This is a genomic window from Streptomyces sp. SM1 (assembly GCF_002910825.1).
In the GTDB taxonomy this organism is placed as follows: Bacteria; Actinomycetota; Actinomycetes; order Streptomycetales; family Streptomycetaceae; genus Streptomyces; species Streptomyces okerensis.
In genome coordinates, this window is record NZ_NEUB01000748.1 from 1 (window position 1) to 17,098 (window position 17,098).

The 17,098-nt window shown below is 68.2% G+C and carries 18 protein-coding genes and 2 pseudogenes; 7 read left to right on the forward strand and 13 right to left on the reverse strand.

The features are described from left to right. Positions 1-497 precede the first annotated feature (497 nt). Together ltrA and B9S61_RS22260 are read left to right on the forward strand one after the other, a co-directional pair. On the forward strand, positions 498-2,219 hold the full coding sequence (ltrA, locus tag B9S61_RS22255) for a group II intron reverse transcriptase/maturase (protein WP_181007482.1): 1,722 nt from the start codon (positions 498-500) through the stop codon (positions 2,217-2,219). A 181-nt stretch (positions 2,220-2,400) separates the two neighbouring features. Next, positions 2,401-3,777, forward strand: a complete 1,377-nt coding sequence (locus B9S61_RS22260) for an IS1380 family transposase (RefSeq protein WP_103543850.1) — start codon at positions 2,401-2,403, stop codon at positions 3,775-3,777. A 427-nt stretch (positions 3,778-4,204) separates the two neighbouring features. On the opposite strand, the pseudogene B9S61_RS22265 reads toward B9S61_RS22260, so the two are convergent. The 3 genes and pseudogenes from B9S61_RS22265 to B9S61_RS22275 form a co-directional block, all read right to left on the reverse strand. Further along, a pseudogene (locus B9S61_RS22265) lies at positions 4,205-4,465 on the reverse strand (transposase); the annotation flags it as partial. Between the two features lie 10 nt (positions 4,466-4,475). After that, positions 4,476-4,946, reverse strand: a complete 471-nt coding sequence (locus B9S61_RS22270; RefSeq protein WP_103543852.1) for an ArsI/CadI family heavy metal resistance metalloenzyme — start codon at positions 4,944-4,946, stop codon at positions 4,476-4,478. A 30-nt stretch (positions 4,947-4,976) separates the two neighbouring features. Then, positions 4,977-5,741, reverse strand: a pseudogene (locus tag B9S61_RS22275) (flavoprotein); the annotation flags it as partial. Between B9S61_RS22275 and B9S61_RS22280 the strand changes: the two are divergent. Then, entirely contained in the window at positions 5,652-5,972 is a 321-nt protein-coding gene (locus B9S61_RS22280; RefSeq protein ID WP_374936234.1) for a hypothetical protein, read from the forward strand. The pseudogene B9S61_RS22275 and the gene B9S61_RS22280 overlap by 90 nt on opposite strands. An 11-nt stretch (positions 5,973-5,983) precedes the next feature. On the opposite strand, the gene B9S61_RS22285 is transcribed toward B9S61_RS22280, so the two are convergent. The 3 genes from B9S61_RS22285 to B9S61_RS22295 form a co-directional block, all read right to left on the reverse strand. Next, the gene (locus tag B9S61_RS22285; RefSeq protein WP_103543853.1) at positions 5,984-7,048 is read right to left on the reverse strand and encodes an ArsO family NAD(P)H-dependent flavin-containing monooxygenase; all 1,065 of its coding nucleotides are present in this window, start codon (positions 7,046-7,048) and stop codon (positions 5,984-5,986) included. A 172-nt stretch (positions 7,049-7,220) separates the two neighbouring features. After that, complete coding sequence (gene arsB, locus B9S61_RS22290; RefSeq protein WP_103543854.1) at positions 7,221-8,330, reverse strand: ACR3 family arsenite efflux transporter; 1,110 nt, start codon at positions 8,328-8,330, stop codon at positions 7,221-7,223. After that, positions 8,327-8,635: a helix-turn-helix transcriptional regulator gene (locus B9S61_RS22295; RefSeq protein WP_103543855.1), complete on the reverse strand. Its 309-nt coding sequence runs from the start codon at positions 8,633-8,635 to the stop codon at positions 8,327-8,329. Before B9S61_RS22295 ends, arsB begins: the two co-directional genes overlap by 4 nt. A gap of 92 nt (positions 8,636-8,727) precedes the next feature. Here B9S61_RS22295 and B9S61_RS22300 point away from each other — a divergent pair, with 92 nt between their 5' ends. The 3 genes from B9S61_RS22300 to trxA are packed head-to-tail and all read left to right on the forward strand — an operon-like array spanning position 8,728 to position 10,537. Further along, on the forward strand, positions 8,728-9,141 hold the full coding sequence (locus tag B9S61_RS22300) for an arsenate reductase ArsC (protein ID WP_103543856.1): 414 nt from the start codon (positions 8,728-8,730) through the stop codon (positions 9,139-9,141). Next, the gene (gene trxB, locus B9S61_RS22305; protein ID WP_103543857.1) at positions 9,138-10,178 is read left to right on the forward strand and encodes a thioredoxin-disulfide reductase; all 1,041 of its coding nucleotides are present in this window, start codon (positions 9,138-9,140) and stop codon (positions 10,176-10,178) included. The genes B9S61_RS22300 and trxB overlap by 4 nt, the downstream gene beginning before the upstream one ends. 35 nt (positions 10,179-10,213) lie before the next feature. After that, positions 10,214-10,537, forward strand: coding sequence for a thioredoxin (trxA, locus tag B9S61_RS22310; protein ID WP_103543858.1), 324 nt, complete (start codon positions 10,214-10,216; stop codon positions 10,535-10,537). Positions 10,538-10,615: 78 nt separating this feature from the next. Here trxA and B9S61_RS22315 read toward each other — a convergent pair whose 3' ends face one another. Then, positions 10,616-11,017 carry a helix-turn-helix transcriptional regulator gene (locus B9S61_RS22315; RefSeq protein ID WP_103543859.1) on the reverse strand — a complete coding sequence of 134 codons (402 nt, stop codon included), beginning with the start codon at positions 11,015-11,017 and terminating at the stop codon, positions 10,616-10,618. 166 nt (positions 11,018-11,183) lie between these two features. On the opposite strand from B9S61_RS22315, the gene B9S61_RS22320 reads away from it, so the two are divergent. Continuing rightward, positions 11,184-11,909 carry a three-helix bundle dimerization domain-containing protein gene (locus tag B9S61_RS22320; protein WP_103543860.1) on the forward strand — a complete coding sequence of 242 codons (726 nt, stop codon included), beginning with the start codon at positions 11,184-11,186 and terminating at the stop codon, positions 11,907-11,909. Positions 11,910-11,979: 70 nt separating this feature from the next. Here B9S61_RS22320 and B9S61_RS22325 read toward each other — a convergent pair whose 3' ends face one another. From B9S61_RS22325 to B9S61_RS22350, 6 genes are all read right to left on the reverse strand, one after another. Then, entirely contained in the window at positions 11,980-12,267 is a 288-nt protein-coding gene (locus B9S61_RS22325) for a hypothetical protein (RefSeq protein WP_103543861.1), read from the reverse strand. 5 nt (positions 12,268-12,272) lie between these two features. Next, positions 12,273-13,073, reverse strand: a complete 801-nt coding sequence (locus B9S61_RS22330; protein ID WP_258039789.1) for a response regulator transcription factor — start codon at positions 13,071-13,073, stop codon at positions 12,273-12,275. A 57-nt stretch (positions 13,074-13,130) separates the two neighbouring features. After that, positions 13,131-13,982, reverse strand: a complete 852-nt coding sequence (pstB, locus tag B9S61_RS22335) for a phosphate ABC transporter ATP-binding protein PstB (protein WP_103543888.1) — start codon at positions 13,980-13,982, stop codon at positions 13,131-13,133. 62 nt (positions 13,983-14,044) lie between these two features. After that, positions 14,045-14,953 carry a phosphate ABC transporter permease PstA gene (gene pstA / locus B9S61_RS22340; RefSeq protein ID WP_103543863.1) on the reverse strand — a complete coding sequence of 303 codons (909 nt, stop codon included), beginning with the start codon at positions 14,951-14,953 and terminating at the stop codon, positions 14,045-14,047. Next, complete coding sequence (gene pstC / locus B9S61_RS22345; RefSeq protein WP_258039790.1) at positions 14,950-15,897, reverse strand: phosphate ABC transporter permease subunit PstC; 948 nt, start codon at positions 15,895-15,897, stop codon at positions 14,950-14,952. The genes pstA and pstC overlap by 4 nt, the downstream gene beginning before the upstream one ends. Further along, the gene (locus B9S61_RS22350) at positions 15,894-16,871 is read right to left on the reverse strand and encodes a PstS family phosphate ABC transporter substrate-binding protein (protein ID WP_103543864.1); all 978 of its coding nucleotides are present in this window, start codon (positions 16,869-16,871) and stop codon (positions 15,894-15,896) included. The genes pstC and B9S61_RS22350 overlap by 4 nt, the downstream gene beginning before the upstream one ends. Positions 16,872-17,098 lie beyond the last annotated feature (227 nt).

The following is a 17,098-nucleotide window of genomic DNA, read 5'->3' on the forward strand; positions in this document are numbered from 1 at the left end:
GACATGAGGAACACCGCGTCAATGGCAAAGCGGTCGGCGGTGGGAACTCCTTGCATTGAGAAGTGCGACACGACGCGAGCTGCATTGAAAGAGGCTCAAGGGAACCTCTGGTTTCCAGCGTAGGTCACCGTGGGAGTCGGTTTAGAGAGGGCGCCCTGTCCGGACGTAACTGTTGGCAGTGGAACACGGGAACCCCGTACGGGTCCGGCTGGTCAGCCGGTAAGCCGGAGGCAACGAAGGCAGAACTCCAGTGCGGGAACAGGATGTCCCAAGAAGCGAATGCCGCTGGGGCGAAAGCCCAGAGGAAAGCTCGGGTCTTGGGGACTCTCCCCCTCCGGGTATAACTCGGCGGATACCAGTTTTGTAGCTGGGCTTGAAAGAGCGCTGACGTGGGACAGGTAGGCCATGTAGAGCCAACGGGCAAAACCTTGCACCGAGGCGCAAGTTAGACAGGAGGAGGGGCGACAATGTCTTTGGTGTCGCAGTGCGCCCTCCCGATGAACGGACCCGAGGGCGACGCAGAATTCTGGGCCGGTATCGATTGGCGCTCAGAAGAAGCATCCGTAAAGCGGCTGCGCCAGAGGATCTACAGGGCTGCACGGAACGGCGACATGAAGCGGGTGCGCAACCTGCAAAAGCTCATGCTGCGATCCAAGGCGAACAGCTTGACAAGTGTTCGCCGGGTGGCACAGCAGAGCACCGGAAAGAAGACGGCGGGTATCGATGGGGTCGTCGCGCTGACTCCGAAAGATCGGGGTGCTCTGGCGAGGAAGACTCTCGCTGAACCGGGCATCCCGGCAAAGCCCGTCAAGCGTGTGTACATCCCGAAGGCAAACGGGAAGACCCGGCCGTTGGGCATTCCTGTCATACGCGACCGCGCAAATCAGGCGAGGGTGAAGAACGCTCTAGAGCCGGAATGGGAAGCGCGGTTCGACGGTCGAACCTACGGGTTCCGGCCGGGGCGCGGATGCGCTGACGCGATCGGGGCCATCTTCCAGATAGCCTGCCAGAAGACCGCAAAACGGCTGTGGGTTCTCGACGCGGACCTGTCGGCGGCCTTCGACCGCATCAGCCACAGTTACCTCATGGACTCCATCGGCCTGTTTCCGGGCCGGCAGCAGATCAGAGGATGGTTGCGTGCTGGGGTCATGGAGCAGGGCACTTACGCACACACGATCGAAGGCACGCCGCAAGGCGGAGTCGTCAGTCCTCTGTTGCTCAATGTGGCCCTGCACGGGATGGGGGGCGCGATTAACGCAAATGTTCCCGCCAGAGGGACAAGGCATGTTCCCCCCGCTCTTGTTCTGTACGCCGATGACTTCGTGGTGTTGTGCGCCTCGGAGACGGAGGCGCATGATCTGCAAACGAAGTTAGCTGTCTGGCTCCAGCCGAGAGGGCTTTCTTTCAACGAGGAAAAGACGCGTGTCGTCCATCTCGCTGATGGATTTGACTTCCTCGGATTCAATGTCAGGCGCTACGACCAGAAGCTGATCATCAAGCCGAGCAAGGATGCAGTACAACGGGTCAAGAAGAAGATAAGGACCATCATCCGACAACACCGGGGCGCACCCGCCGAACGTCTGGCTGGCGCCCTCGGACCTCTTGTTCGAGGATGGTCCATCTACTATCGGCACGTTGTCTCGAAGGAAACTTTCAGGAAGCTGGACGACTTCACGCACCACGCCTTGAGAAGGTGGGCGATCTACTGCAATCGACGGAAGACGCCCCGCTGGCTCCGGGAGCGGTATTGGGGGAAGTTCGACAAAAGTCGAGAGGACAGGTGGGTCTTCGGCTCCAAAGCCGGATACTTGCCCAAGTTCGCCTGGACCGGAATCGTCCGGCACGTGATGGTCAAGGGAGACTCCTCCCAGGACGACGCGGAACTGGACAGCTACTGGAGAAAACGAGCCCGAAAGCGGATGCCAGGAGTGGAATCCAAACGGATTCTTTTGCTAGCAGCCCGACAGAAGGGACTGTGCCCCAGATGCGGGCAGGACCTGATCGAAGGCGCAGGGTACGACCCTGATGACGTCAACGATTGGGCCCGTTGGTTCACGGCCTCATACCGGGGAATTCATGTGCACCATCTGCAATACCGCAGCCGGGGTGGAAGCGACCACCTCGACAATCTGGAAGTTGTACACACTCTGTGCCACCGGCAGCTGCACGCCGGTGACCGGAAGAATGGCACCGAACTGAGCGGCCATAGGCCCGCTTGAGCCGTGTGCGCTGGAAGGCGCAAGCACGGTTCTGAGGGGGCGGGGACGCAGCAATGCGTCCCCGCTACCCGACCGAGGTGGGGCGTCCGAGGCTTGATCAAATAGGCGGAGAGTACTCCTGACCTGCAACGATGTGACTTGTCTAGGGTCATGTCGCCGTAGGGAAAGAAGCACTCTCCAGGTGAAGAAGCGTATCGGGTCCTACCCGTCTGTCCGCACCGAGGGCGGCGGCCGGGCGGTGGTCTCGCAGGCCGGGGGCGTGCTGCTGGTCGAGACCGTCCGCAAGGCCGGCTTGGACACCGCGATATCCGCGGCGCTGACGCCGTGGCGGAAGCCGCGGGCGGTGCATGATCCGGGGAAGATCCTGCTGGACGTGGCCCTGGCGGCGGCGCTGGGCGGAGACTGCCTCGCCGATGTCGGCATGCCGCGGGCCGAGCCGGCCGTGTTCGGGCCTGTCGCCTCCGACCCGACGGTCTCCCGCCTGATCGACACCCTCGCCGCCTCCGGCGACCGAGCTCTGCAGGCCATCCGGGCCGCGCGCGCCGAAGCACGCGAACGAGTCTGGCGGTTGGCCGACCGGGAAGCGCCCGATGCCGACGGGACGGTGACCGTCGATCTCGACGGGGTGCTGGTGATCGCGCACTCCGACAAGGAGGACGCGGCCCCGACCTGGAAGCGGACCTGGGGCCACCACCCGCTGACGGCCTTCGTCGACCACGGGCCGGGCGGCACCGGAGAGCCGGTGGCAGCCCTGCTCAGGCCCGGGAACGCGGACTCGAACACCGCCACCGACCACATCACCGCCACTCAACTGGCCCTGGCCCAACTGCCGAAGAAGTACCGGCGCGGACGTCAGCCCCTGATCCGCACCGACTCCGCGGGCGGCACCCACGCCTTCGTGTCCTGGCTCGCGAAGCGAGGACGCTGGCTGTCCTACTCGGTCGGCATGACGGTCACCGAAGCGATCCACGAACACGTGCTGAAGGTCCCCGCCCCGGCCTGGACGGCGGCCATCGAGACCAATGGTGAGGTCCGTGACGGGGCCTGGGTCGCCGAGCTCACCGGCAGGCTGCTGGACGGCTGGCCCACGGGCATGCGACTGATCGTCCGAAAGGAACGGCCGCATCCCGGGGCCCAGTTGAGGATCACCGACGCGGACGGCATGCGGATCACCTGCTTCGCCACCAACACCTCTGACCGGCCGATCGCCGAACTCGAGCTCCGCCACCGCCTGCGGGCCCGGGCCGAGGACCGCATCCGGGCCGCCCGCACGACCGGACTACGCAACCTGCCCCCGCACCACACCGCCCAGAACAAGGTCTGGCTCGAGATCGTCCAGATCGCCCTCGACCTGCTGGCCTGGATGCCCATGCTCGCCCTGACCGGCCAGGCCCGCCTCTTCGAGCCCCGCCGGCTGCGGCTCCGCCTGTTCTCCGCGGCCGCCCAGCTCGTCACCACCGGTCGGCGCCGCATCCTCCGCCTCGCCCGCCACTGGCCCTGGACCCATGAAATTACCGGCGCCCTTGAACGGCTTGCGCTCCTGCCGAACCCCGGCTGAACAGCAGATTCGCCTGTCCCTACGAGAAGAGGATCCAGCCCGGAGCAGTGGAACCCGGCGCCCACCCGAGGCGACACTCGGGCCGTCGGAATGCCCGCCATCAGCCACCGAGAGCGAAACGGTCCACCGACTCCGTCGGCGGACCATGCAAGATCGAGGCTAGCCTTTCGGCGTGTACACGCGCCCCTGACGCAGCGTGCCTGCCAGCCGCACTCTTGCCCGGTCCTCGCACCAACGCGCTGCTTCCTCCATCAGCACAGCTGCCAGCCGTTCCGAGTTTGCAGCAAAGCATGCGGTGCCGTCCCGGAGGTCGGGATGACGTAGCCGGAAACCTTTCGGGCCACTCCGATCAGCCCACTGACAGCCACCCCTTGGGATACGCCGCCGAACTCACGCACGACCCTCCGCCTCACCGTGCAGGCCACTCGTTCGCCCGCTTCAACTCGGCGTTCTCCTTCTTCAGCGCCTTGAGCTGGGCGGACTCCTCCGTCGTCGTTCCCGGACGCTGCCCGGCGTCGACCTCCTGCTGCTTCACCCAGTTCCGCAGCGTCTCTCGGGAACCGATGTCCAGCTTCTCGACGACGGACTGCAGGGCTGCCGTCTCAGTCCGATGGTCGCCGCGCACCTCGGCGACCATGCGCACCGCACGACGGCGCAGCTCAAGGGGGTAACGGGAGGGTCGTGCCATGACTCAATCCTTACACGGAATCGAGTCTCCACTTCACTCGGGGCGGTTCAGCGGCGTCGGCCGCTTCCCTGGCGTCGGCGTCAGCGGGGCCTGCGCTCTGCTTGGTCAGGGTGTCGGTGTCGCCCTTGACCACGTAGACCTCGCAGGGCTCCTGGCCGGGGCCGCGGACCCAGACCTTGTCCTGCAGGGCGTAGCAGCAGACCGTATCGTTCTCCTCGGCCGTCGCCAGCCCCGCTGCGCTCAGCCGGGTGGTGGCGGCATGGACAGCTTCCGTGCTGTCGACCTCGACCCCGAGGTGGTCCATGCAGGTCGCCGCGTCCGCCTCGCCTTCGATGAGAACGAGTTTGAGTGGGGGCTCGGCGACGGCGAAGTTGGCGTAGCCTTCGCGGAGTTTGGCGGGCTCGGTGCCGAAGAGCTTCGTGTAGAAGGCGATGGAAGCGGAGAGATCCGGTACCCGTAGGGCGAGTTGCACGCGGGACATGGTCAACCTCCTGAGAACGGGGTCGGTGTGTCAGCAGCCACCCGAGGCGGCCGGTGCGCCGACACCGATCTGCAGCGTGGCGGGGGCGGCGCAGCAGCCTCCGCCTTCGGCGCTCTGCTCGGCGTCGGGCTCGTCGAACAGGCCCGCGCCGCCGCACACTCCGGTCTCCGGCAGGGTCAGCTCGACGCGTTCGGCCGCCTCGTGGTCGCCGGCGAGCGCGGCCGTGATGGAGCGGACCTGTTCGTAGCCGGTCATGGCGAGGAACGTGGGGGCGCGGCCGTAGGACTTCATGCCGGCCAGGTAGACGCCCTGCTCGGGGTGGGAGAGCTCCTTGACGCCGTGCGGGTAGACGGTGCCGCAGGAGTGGGCGTTCGGGTCGATCAGCGGGGCGAGTGCGGTCGGGGCCTGGAGGCGCTCGTCGAGGCCGAGACGGAGCTCGGAGAGGAAGGAGAGGTCGGGGCGGAAGCCGGTCAGGACGATGACCTCGTCGACCGGGTCCAGGCGGCGGCCGTCCTCGGCGACGAGGACCAGCCGGTCGCCGTCCCGTTCGACCGCTTCCGTACGGAATCCGGTGACGGCGCTGGCGTACCCCTTCTCCACCGCCGCCTTGGCGCGCAGGCCGAGGGCGCCGCGCGCAGGGAGTTGGTCGGCCTCGCCACCGCCGTAGGTGGCGTCGCCGATGCTCCGGCGCAGGATCCAGACGGCGTGCGTGTCCGCCTCATCCCCGGCCAGGTCGGCGAGCAGGGCGAGGGCGGTGAAGGCGGAGGCGCCGGAGCCGACGACCGCCGTGCGCTTCTGGAGTTCGACTACCGGACCTCCGCCGACGGCACGTATCCGATCGTGCTGGTCAGTTACGAGATCGTCTGCGACAAGGGCAATGACGCCGAGACCCTCCCGGCGCTCAAGTCATTCCTGACCTACACCGCCAGTGACGCGGGTCAGGCACCACTGTCCCGGATCCACTACGCGCCACTTCCGGCGTCCGTGGCCGCCGAGGTACGAGAGGTGATCGCCACCCTGGGCTGACCGCCTGCGGCTCATCTTCCGGCGTCGAGAAGCCCGGCGATCTCCCGCGCCGCGTCGCGGGCCGTCCGTCCGACGCCGATGAGCGTGGCGGAGGCGGGGCCCGTCCAGTCCCCGTATCCGAGGAGGTGCAGCCGGGGGTCCGCCACGGCGCGCGTGCCCTGGGTGGCGATGTGGCCGTGCGGGCCGCGCAGGCCCAGGGGCGACAGGTGCGAGAGGGCGGGCCGGAAGCCGGTGCACCAGATCACCGCGTCGGCGGGCGCCCGCGTGCCGTCGGCCCAGACGACGCCGTCACGGTCGAGCCGGACGAACATGGGCGACCCCTTGAGCCGCCCGGCGTCCCTGGCCTCGCGCACGGGCGCTACGGCGACGATGTCCCCCAGTGAGGCGACGCCCCCGGTGTCCGTGCGGCCCTCGTCGAGGGCGCGGCGGCGGGCGGTGGCCGCGTCGAACAGGGCACGGCCGTCGATGTCGTCGGCGAGGAAGCGGGGCGGACGCTGGGTCACCCAGGTCAGTTCGGTGTCGTGGGCGAGGTCGGCGGCAATCTGTGCGCCGGAGTTGCCGCCCCCGACGACGATCACGCGCTGGCCCGCGAAGTCCCGCGGTCTGCGGTAGGAGACGGTGTGCAGTTGCCTGCCCTCGAAGTCCCCGCGGCCGGGGACGCCGGGGAGGAAGGGACGCCACCAAGTGCCGGTCGCGCTGATCACCGCGCGTCCGTGCCACGTGCCGGAGTCGGTCTCCACTCGCAGCAGCCGTCCGTCGTCGTGCACGCCGACCACCCGGACCGGTCGCCGCACGGGGAGGTCGTAGCGCTTCTCGTAATCACTCAGATAGGCCACCACGTGCCCAGCGTCCGGGTACTCCTGGCCCGGCTGCGTCGGCATGAGGCGGCCGGGGAGGGAGGAGAAGGCGGCCGGGGAGAACAGGTGGAGCGAGTCCCAGGTGTGCTGCCAGGCCCCGCCGGGGGTGGCCTGGGCGTCGAGGACGACGAAGTCCAGGCCCTGGCGGCGCAGGTGGTAGCCGGCGGCGAGCCCTGCCTGGCCGCCGCCGATCACCACCACGTCGGTGTGCTGTGTCATGCCGCCTGTACCACCGCGCACGTGGTGCACCGAGCGGTGCGGGCCATGACCTTGCCGGGTCGTCCGAGGAGGGGTCCTCCGCGCACGACGCGATGGGCGACGAGCGTGTGCCCGTGGCAGACGCCGACGGCCGTGCTGGTCGTTCCCGGTGCGCGGCGGTCCAGGCAGTGCATCAGTGGTTCCCGCCCTCAGTGGTCAGAGCGGACGGGGTGAACTTCTTGCGCCAGGCCAGGGACACGTAGACGAGGCCGATCAGGACGGGCACCTCGATGAGCGGTCCCACGACGCCGGACAGGGCCTGGCCCGAGGTGACGCCGAAGGTGGCGATGGCGACGGCGATGGCCAGCTCGAAGTTGTTGCCGGCGGCGGTGAAGGCGAGGGTGGCCGTGCGGTCGTAGGCGAGGCCGATCGCCTTGCCCAGCAGGAAGGTGCCGGCCCACATCACGGCGAAGTACACCAGCAGCGGCAGTGCGATGCGTGCGACGTCGAACGGCTGGGAGGTGATCGTCTTCCCCTGGAGAGCGAAGAGGATGACGATCGTGAACAGCAGGCCGTAGAGCGCCCACGGGCCGATCTTCGGAAGGAACTTCGACTCGTACTTCTCGCGGCCGAGCTTCTTCTCGCCGATGCGGCGGGTGAGGAAGCCGGCCAGCAGGGGGACGCCGAGGAAGATGACGACGTTCAGGGCGATCTCCCACATGGAGATGTCCAGGTGTTCACCGTCGCCCAGGCCCAGCCAGCCGGGCAGCAGGTCGAGGTAGAACCAGCCGAGCAGACCGAACGCCAGGACCTGGAACACCGAGTTGAGCGCCACGAGCACGGCCGCCGCCTCGCGGTCGCCGCAGGCGAGGTCGTTCCAGATGATGACCATGGCGATGCAGCGGGCGAGCCCGACGATGATCAGGCCGGTGCGGTACTCGGGCAGGTCCGGCAGGAAGATCCACGCGAGCGCGAACATCACCGCCGGGCCGACGATCCAGTTGATCACCAGCGACGAGGCCATGAGCCTGCGGTCGCCCGTGACGGCGTCGAGCTTGTCGTAGCGGACCTTGGCCAGGACCGGATACATCATGATCAGCAGGCCGATGGCGATCGGCAGGGAGATGCCGCCGATCTCGACCTTGGCGAGGGCGTCGTTCAGGCCCGGGACGGCTCGGCCCAGACCGAGGCCGACGGCCATGGCGAGGAGGATCCAGACGGCGAGGAAGCGGTCGAGCGTCGACAGCTTCGCGACGACCGAGGACTCCTCGGTGCTCGTCGCGGGTGTTTCGGTGCGGGTCACGGACAGGCCCTCTTGTTGTCGGCGGCGTTGCGGGCGGACTCGGCCAGGTCGGCGAACTGACCGGCGAGCGAGGCGATGACGTCCGGACGCACCTTGTAGTACGTGTAGCGACCGCACGGCTCCGTCTCGACGACACCCGCCTCGCGCAGCACTCTCAGGTGGTTGGAGAGGTTGGTCTGCCGGGCGCCGGTCTCCTCCACGAGGTGGGAGGTGCACAGCGTCTCTCTGGCGAGCAGGGTCACGATCTGCAGCCTGAGCGGGTCCGCCAGAACCCGGATCAGGTCAGTGTCGACTGACGTCATCATGTACTGATACTCTCACATCAGTGGTGACTGACACCACCGGGTGCTGAAGTCATTCGCGCCTGATGCCGTCGTGAGACAAGAGAGACCTCCTGATGTCCGACAAGCCCTCCGTGCTGTTCGTCTGTGTCCACAACGCCGGCCGCTCGCAGATGGCCGCCGCGTGGCTGACCCACCTGGCCGGGGACCGCGTCGAGGTCCGTTCCGCCGGCTCCAACCCGGGCGACGACGTCAACCCCGCCGCCGTGGAAGCGATGCGCGAGGTCGGCATCGACATCTCCGCCGAGGTACCCAAGATGCTGACCGTGGACGCGGTCAAGGAGTCCGACGTCTGCATCACCATGGGCTGCGGCGACACCTGCCCGGTCTTCCCCGGCAAGCGGTACCTGGACTGGCAGCTGGAGGACCCGGCCGGCCAGGGCGTCGAGGCCGTCCGCCCCATCCGCGACGAGATCAAGGTGCTGGTCGAGGGCCTGATCAAGGAGATCGCCCCGGAGCCGCAGGCATGAGCACCGCCACGGACGTCCGCGACGTCATCATCATCGGGTCGGGACCGGCCGGCTATACCGCCGCCCTCTACACCGCCCGCGCCGGCCTGACCCCCCTCGTCTTCGGCGGCGCGATCCTCGTCGGCGGCTCGCTCACGACCACGACCGAGGTCGAGAACTTCCCCGGCTTCCCCGACGGTGTCCAGGGCCCCGAGCTCATGGAAAGCATGCGGGCCCAGGCCGAGAGGTTCGGCGCCGAGATGATCGACGACGACATCGTCGCCGTCGACCTGACCGGTGACGTCAAGACCGTCACCGACACCGCCGGTACCGTCCACCGCGCGAAGACGGTGATCGTCGCCACGGGCTCCGGCTACCGCAAGCTCGGCCTGCCCAAGGAGGACGAACTGTCCGGGCGAGGCGTGTCCTGGTGCGCGACCTGCGACGGCTTCTTCTTCCGCGCCCGCGACATCGTGGTCGTCGGCGGCGGCGACACCGCCATGGAGGAGGCCACCTTCCTCACCCGCTTCGCCCGGTCGGTGACCGTCGTGCACCGGCGCTCCACCCTGCGCGCCTCCCAGGTCATGCAGAACCGCGCCTTCTCCGACGACAAAATCTCCTTCGCCTTCGACAGCGAAGTCGCCGCACTCCACGAGGAGAACGGCATGCTGTCCGGCATGACGCTGCGCGACACCCTGACCGGCGAGACGCGTGAGCTGGCCGCGACCGGCCTGTTCATCGCCATCGGCCACGACCCGCGCACCGAGCTCTTCAAGGGGCAGCTGGACCTCGACTCCGAGGGTTACCTGCAGGTCGAGTCGCCTTCGACCCGCACGAACGTCCCGGGCGTCTTCGGCGCCGGCGACGTCGTCGATCACACCTACCGCCAGGCCATCACCGCGGCCGGCTCCGGCTGCGCCGCGGCGCTCGACGCCGAGCGGTATCTCGCGGCCCTGTCCGGTGCGGCCCTGTCCGACGCGGCCCTGTCCGACGCGGCCCTGTCCGACGCGGCCCTGTCCGGTGCGTCCGTGCCGGCCGAGGTCGTCGCGGTCGCCTGACGGCAACCCGTTCCACCCCGTACGAGGAGACCCACATGGCCCTCAAGAACGTCACCGACGACTCCTTCGACCAGGACGTCCTCCGGAGCGACAAGCCCGTGCTCGTCGACTTCTGGGCGGCCTGGTGCGGTCCCTGCCGCCAGCTCGCCCCCTCGCTGGAGGCGATCGCGGCCGAGCACGGCGACGCGATCGAGATCGTGAAGCTCAACATCGACGAGAACCCGGGCACCGCCGCCAGGTACGGCGTGATGTCCATCCCTACGATGAACGTCTACAAGGGCGGCGAAGTCGTCCAGACGATCGTCGGCGCCAAGCCGAAGGCCGCGCTGGAGCGTGAGCTGGCCGACCACCTCGGCTGAGCCGCGAAGGCAAGGGGCCGGCCTCGCGGAGGACCGGCCCTTGCGCCGCGTGCGGTTCCGACTCGCCCGGTACTGCGGTCACACCCGGTCGGGAGCGCGCGTCGCCGCGCTGCCGACCGCCGGGTCGAGGATCGCGCGCACCTTGTTCAGACCGTCGTAGTTCACCGAGTACCAGGACCAGGTACCGCGGCGTTCGCGGTTCAGCAGGCCCGCCTCGGTCATGATCTTCAGGTGGTGACTCACGGTCGGCTGCCGGAAACCCAGGCAGTCGGCGAGGTCGCAGACGCAGGCTTCGCCGGCCGGCGCACGCTCGATGATGCGGAAGATCTGCAGCCGCGTGGGGTCGGCGATGGCCTTGAGCATGAGGGCAAGGCGCTCGGCCTCGTACCGCTCGATGAGCAGGCACGCGAGGCCGGGGCTACAGGTCTCAGCCGTGGTCTCGCCCGCTTCCTCCGCGGCGCCCAGTTCAGTGATAGCCATCTATTCACCATAGGCGTGGCCCATCCGTCAACCGTGTGTTCGAGGACACAGCGGAGTCCTTGTTCACCAACCGTTCACTTAAGCCCGCACCTATCCAGAAGATAGACACTTGCCTATTATCTGTGGTGAGCGAGGCGGCGTGAGCCGTCCACCGAGGAGCCGCCCCATGGACGAGCACATTCCTCTCGGCCGACACCGCCGAGCAGCCCCACCCCTGCGGGACATCGCCCCTCTACTCGAACGGATCACGGCCCGCCTGGCCGCGCGCCACGGCAGGGCCTTCTCCGCCGAGACGGTCGAGCGCTACGTGGAGGAATGCTCGTGGGTGCTGTCGGCGAAGGCCCGTGTGGGCACCCACCTTGCGGTGTTGGTCGAGCGGTTCGCCGATCAGCGGCTCGGTGCCCTGGCCCGCGGGATGGGGCTGTCACCGAAGCCGGTGCCCGAGGTGCTGTTCGTGTGCACCGAGAACGCCGGCCGCTCTCAGCTGGCTGCGGCTCTGCTGCGGCACCGGGCGGGCGACGGCGTCCGGGTGCTGACGGCCGGTTCCGATCCCGGCCCGGCGATCGCGCCGGTCGTCCTCCGGCTGCTGGCTGAGGAGGACCTGGACCCGGGCGAGGAGTTCCCCAAGCCACTCACCGCCGAGGTCGTCACCGCTGCCGACGTCGTCGTCACCCTGGGCTGCGGCGACGCCTGCCCGGTCCGGCCCGGACGCCGCTACCTCGACTGGGACCTGCCCGACCTGGGCGGCCTGGACATCGAGAGCGCACGGGCGGTACGGGACGCGCTCGCCACACGCGTCGACGCGCTGGTGGGTGAACTCCTGGCGGCAGAGGTTCCCGGGCCTGAGAGTGCCCCGGTGCATCCTCCGGGGGGTCGGCCGCTCGGGCGCTGAGGCTGTTGCGTGAACCGGCCGGCGGGGCACCGCCAAGCAGCCCGCCGGCCGGAGTCCATGGGGTGCCCTCTCATGTGTCCGCGTCTGTCAGACACAGTGAGATCAGCGTCCGGGCCTCGGCCAGCGTGCCGGCCGTGATGATCTCCATGAGGGTCTTCGGGTCGGTGGTGAAGGTCTGCCACGCCGTCTGGTCCGCCGCCCGGAACCGGACCTGGACCTTCCTGGAGAGCCGGCCCTTGCGGTGGAAGAGGGTGCCGACGTCGGGGATGTGGTGTCGCCCGTGCACGATGCCCCACCTCGGGTAGCGCCTCGCCCACAGCGGCAGCTCGATGTAGGAGCCGTCCTCGGGTCCGGCCACCGTTCTCAGGTCCCTGTCCCCTTGGTGGCCCGCGTGGTGGACGGCTGCGGGCCCTTGGCCTGCGCGCAGGAGGATGCGCACTCCAGCCGGTATCCCATCCCGCGGATCGCGTCGATGGAGCAGCAGCTGTCCCCCTCTTCCCTCAGCTTGGTGCGCACCCGGCGCACGTGAACGGTGAGGGTGTTGCTCTCCGGCGCTTCCGTCCCCCACAGGGCCTGGGTCAGTTCGCGGCGGGTGATGAGCTTGTTGGGGCGCTCCATGAAGTAGCGCAGCAGCAAGAACTCACGGACCGGCAGCTGGAGTGAGCGGCCGCGGATATAGACGTGGAAGCCCGCGGGGTCGAGCTCTATGTCGCCGACCTTCAGGGGGACGGCGGAGCCGTCGCCCTCGTGCCGGCCGGAGCGGAGGAGGGGGGTGATCTCCTCGATCCGGTAGGGGCGGGCGACGAAGGCGATCGCGCCTGCCGCCACCGCCGCTGTCGCCTCCTCCGCTCCCTCGGCGCCGGCCCCCACCAGGACCGGCACCGGGTGGAGCCGGGCGATCAGCTCGGTGACTTGTGCGGCGCCCACGACGGGCAGGGGGGCGGCCAGCAGGACCGCGCGGGGTCGGCGTGCGCCGACCTGGAGCAGTGCTTCGGCGCCGTCGTGGCAGACGAGGGCGCGAATGCCCACGTCCTCGAAACGGGCCAGAGCCTGGGCGGCGAGTGCCTCGTCGGGCTCGGCCAGCAACAGGTCGGGCTGGCCGTCGTCAGGGCCACCGGAACCGCCGGCTGCGGTCGTCGGGGGCGGATGTGCCTCGGGTGTCACCCGTATTACTCCTTCACGTGCGGTGCGCAAAGGTGCGGACGTCGGAGTTGGCATCGGTCAGCCGAAGCGGCCGGAGATGTAGTCCTCGGTGCGCTGGTCGCAGGGGTTGGAGAAGATCAGTTCGGTCTCGTCGTACTCGACGAGACGGCCGTGGCGTACGCCCTTGTCGTCGACGTCGGCGGTGAAGAAGGCGGTGCGGTGCGAGACGCGGGCGGCCTGCTGCATGTTGTGCGTGACGATGACGATCGTGAACTCCTGGGCCAGGTGCTCCATGAGGTCCTCGATCTTCGCGGTGGCGATGGGGTCCAGGGCCGAGCAGGGCTCGTCCATGAGGATCACCTCCGGCTTCACCGCGATGGTGCGGGCGATGCACAGCCGCTGCTGCTGACCGCCGGAGAGGGCGAGCGCCGAGGTCTTGAGCTTGTCCTTGACCTCGTCCCACAGCGCGGCGTGGGTGAGGGTCTCCTCAACCAGGTCGTCGAGGTTGCCCCTGAAGCCGCCGACCCGGGGACCGTAGGCGATGTTGTCGTAGATCGACTTGGGGAACGGGTTGGGCTTCTGGAAGACCATGCCGATGCGGCGGCGCACCTCGATGGGGTCGACGTCGCGGCCGTACAGGTCCTCGTCGTGGTAGTGGATCTTCCCGGCGACGCGGGCGGTCGGGATGAGGTCGTTCATGCGGTTGAAGCAGCGCAGCACGGTGGACTTGCCGCAGCCGGACGGACCGATCATCGCGGTGATCTGCCGCTCTCCGATGGTCATGTTGACGTCGCGGACGGCCTCGTGGTCGCCGTAGAAGACGGAGAGGCCGCCGACTTCGAAGACGGGGCTGGTCAGGGCCGGTGCTTCGCGGAAGCTGACCTGTGGGGTCTTGGTGCCGCCGGTGGCGGCGTCGGAGGGTGAGGTCATGTCGGTCTCCTGCACAGCGGTCGCTGTCGTCTTGAGGGAGCTGGGCGTCTCGGGCACGGCGGTCACCACCGGCGGCTGTAGCGGTTGCGGAGCCAGATCGCGGCGGCGTTCATCACCAGCAGGATCGCCAGCAGGAGGATGATCGCGGCGGCGGCCAGGTGGTGGAACTCCTCCCGGGACTGGCTGATCCAGTTGTAGATCTGGACCGGGAGCACGGTGTACTCGCTCTGCAGGCCCTCGGGGTTGAACATGACGAAGGTGACCGCGCCCAGCATGATCACCGGCGCCGCCTCACCGATCGCGCGGGACAGCGCGAGAATCGATCCGGTCGCGATGCCCGGTACGGCGGCGGGAAGTACCTGACGCCAGATCGTCTGCCACTGGGTGGCGCCCAGGGCCAGCGACGCCTGCCGGATGGACCTGGGCACGGCCCTGATCGCCTCCCGAGAAGAGATGATCACCACGGGCAGCACCAGCAGGGACAGCGTCAGCGACGCGGTGAGCACCGTGGTGCCCAGGGCGAGTTGCCGGGCCAGCAGGCCGAGTCCGAGGATGCCGTAGATGATCGAGGGCACAGCGGCCAGGTTCTGGATGTTGACCTCGATCAGCCGGTTGTACCAGCGCTCCTGGTCCGCGTACTCCTCCAGGTAGACCGCCGCCATGATGCCGGTCGGCAGGCAGAACAGCGCGGTGAAGGAGATCACCCAGATCGTGCCGTAGATCGCGGACTGGGCGCCGGCGTTCTCGGGGCGGCGGATGGAGGGGAAGTTGGTCCACAGCCGGGAGTCCAGGCGGGGCCACGCCTCGACGAGGACGTAGGCCAGCAGGGAGACCAGGAAGACGATGCCGAGGGCGAGGCAGGCGAGCAGCAGCCAGCGGAACAGGCTCTCACCCGGCCGGAACCGCGGGCCGGCCAGCATCCCGCGGCGGGCCTCCGCCGTCGGCACCGCGTCCTTCACGGGGGCGGTCATTCGTACACCTCCCGGTACTTGCGGACCAGCCGGATGCTGATCAGGTTCATCACGAAGGTCGCCAGGAACAGGAGAGCGCCCACCGCGAAGATGGTGTTGTAGGAGATCGAGCCGACCGGGACGTCACCGGAGGCGGCGCGCGCGATGAACGCGGTCATGGTCTCCATCTCACCCAGCGGCTTGATGGTGAACTCGGCGCTCACGCCTGCCGCGATGAGCACGATCATCGTCTCGCCGACGGCCCGGGAGATGCCGAGGACGCAGGCGGCGACAATGCCGGACAGGGCGGCCGGGACGACGACGCGGACCGAGGTCGTACGCTTGCCGGAGCCGAGCGCGAAGGAACCCTCACGCAGTGCGTGCGGCACCGCGGACAGCGCGTCCTCGGTGAGCGAGGCGATGGTGGGCACGATCATCACGCCCATCACCAGACCCGCCGCCAGGCCGTTGCGGACGTCGAGTGTCCAGCCGCTCGGCAGGATGTCCTTCAGCAGCGGGGTGATGAAGGCCAGCGCGAAGAAGCCGTACACGACGGTGGGGATGCCCGCGAGGACCTCCAGACTGGGCTTGAGCCACTGCCGGAGCCGGGGGTCGGCGTACTCACTGAGGTAGATCGCCGCACCGAGACCGACCGGAATGGCGATCAGCAGGGCGATACTGGTGATGACGAGAGTGGCGGCGACCAGCGGCAGCACGCCGAAGTGCTTCTCGGCGAAGAGCGGCGTCCACTGCGTACCGGTGAGGAACTCGGAGACGCTGACCGTCCGGAAGAATTCCACGGCCGGGGGGATCAGCGAGACGACGATCCCCACGGTGGTGGCGACCGACACCAGGGCCGCGGTCAGCAGCATCCCCTTGATCACGGCTTCGCCGTAGCGCGGACGCGTCCGCCGCAGGGACCGGGAGACGGCCCCCGCGGCGGACGAAGCGTCGGAAGCGGTCACTTGGCGGATTCCTTCAGCTTCGCCAGTGCCGCATCGAGTTCCTTCTCCTGCTGGGCGTTGAGCGGGATGAACTTGGAGTCCTCGGCGATCTTCTTGTGGTTCTCCACGTAGTACTCGACGAAGTCGACCACCTCGGGCTTCTCCAGCGCCTTGGCCGAGGGGTAGATGAACAGCTGCCGGCCCAGCGGCTTGTACGAACCGTCCTGCACGGTTTCCACGCTCGGTGTGACACAGCCGTCGCCGCCGTCGACCTGGAGCAGCTTCAGCTTGTCCGCGTTCTCCTCGAAGTAGGAGAAGCCGAAGTAGCCCATGCCGCCCTTGGTCCCGGACACGCCGGTCACAGTGACGTTGTCGTCCTCGCTGCCGCTGTAGTCGGTGCGGGAGGCGCCCTCCTCGCCGTTGATGGCCTCGGTGAAGTAGTCGAAGGTGCCGGAGTCGGTGCCCGCGCCGAACAGTTTCAGCGGCTCGTCGGGGAACTTGGGGTCGACCTGGTTCCAGCTGTTCACCTTGGAGCCGGGCTCCCAGATCTTCTTGAGCTGCTCGACGGTCAGGCAGTCGGCCCAGTCGTTGTCCTTGCTGACCACGACGGAGAGGCCGTCGTTGGCGACGGAGAACTGCTCGTACTTGACCCCGTTCTCCTCGCAGGTCTTGATCTCCTCGTCCTTGATCGGACGGGAGGCGTTGGAGATGTCGGTCTCGCCGACGCAGAACTTCTTGAACCCGCCGCCCGTGCCGGACGTGGCGACCGTGACCCGGACCTTCGGCTGCTCCTCGGCGTAAAACTCGGAGGCTGCGCTGGTCAGCGGAGCCACGGTGCTGGAGCCGTCGATCTTGACCGCGCCCGACAGTTCATCACCGCTGCCACCGTCACCCGAGCCGGCGTCACCGCCGCCGCACGCGCTCGCCGCCAGCATCACAGCAGCCGTCAGGACCAGGGGTGCCTTGGCCCGGCGCAACGAAGTGGAAATGTTCACGACTCTCGACCCTCGCGTCTGCCGGATGTCCCGGCGGTGGACGGGTGCGCTGCGCGCTCCGCTCTGACACTTGGATCAAAGTCTGACTATATGAACACGCAGTGTATGGGAGACCTCTCCCGCATGAACTATAGCTACCCATCTATATAGACTGATCTTGTTCTATATGACGGCGGGATTCCGGAAGCCACAGGGTCCCGCCGGCCGCACGGGATCAGAGTTCGGCC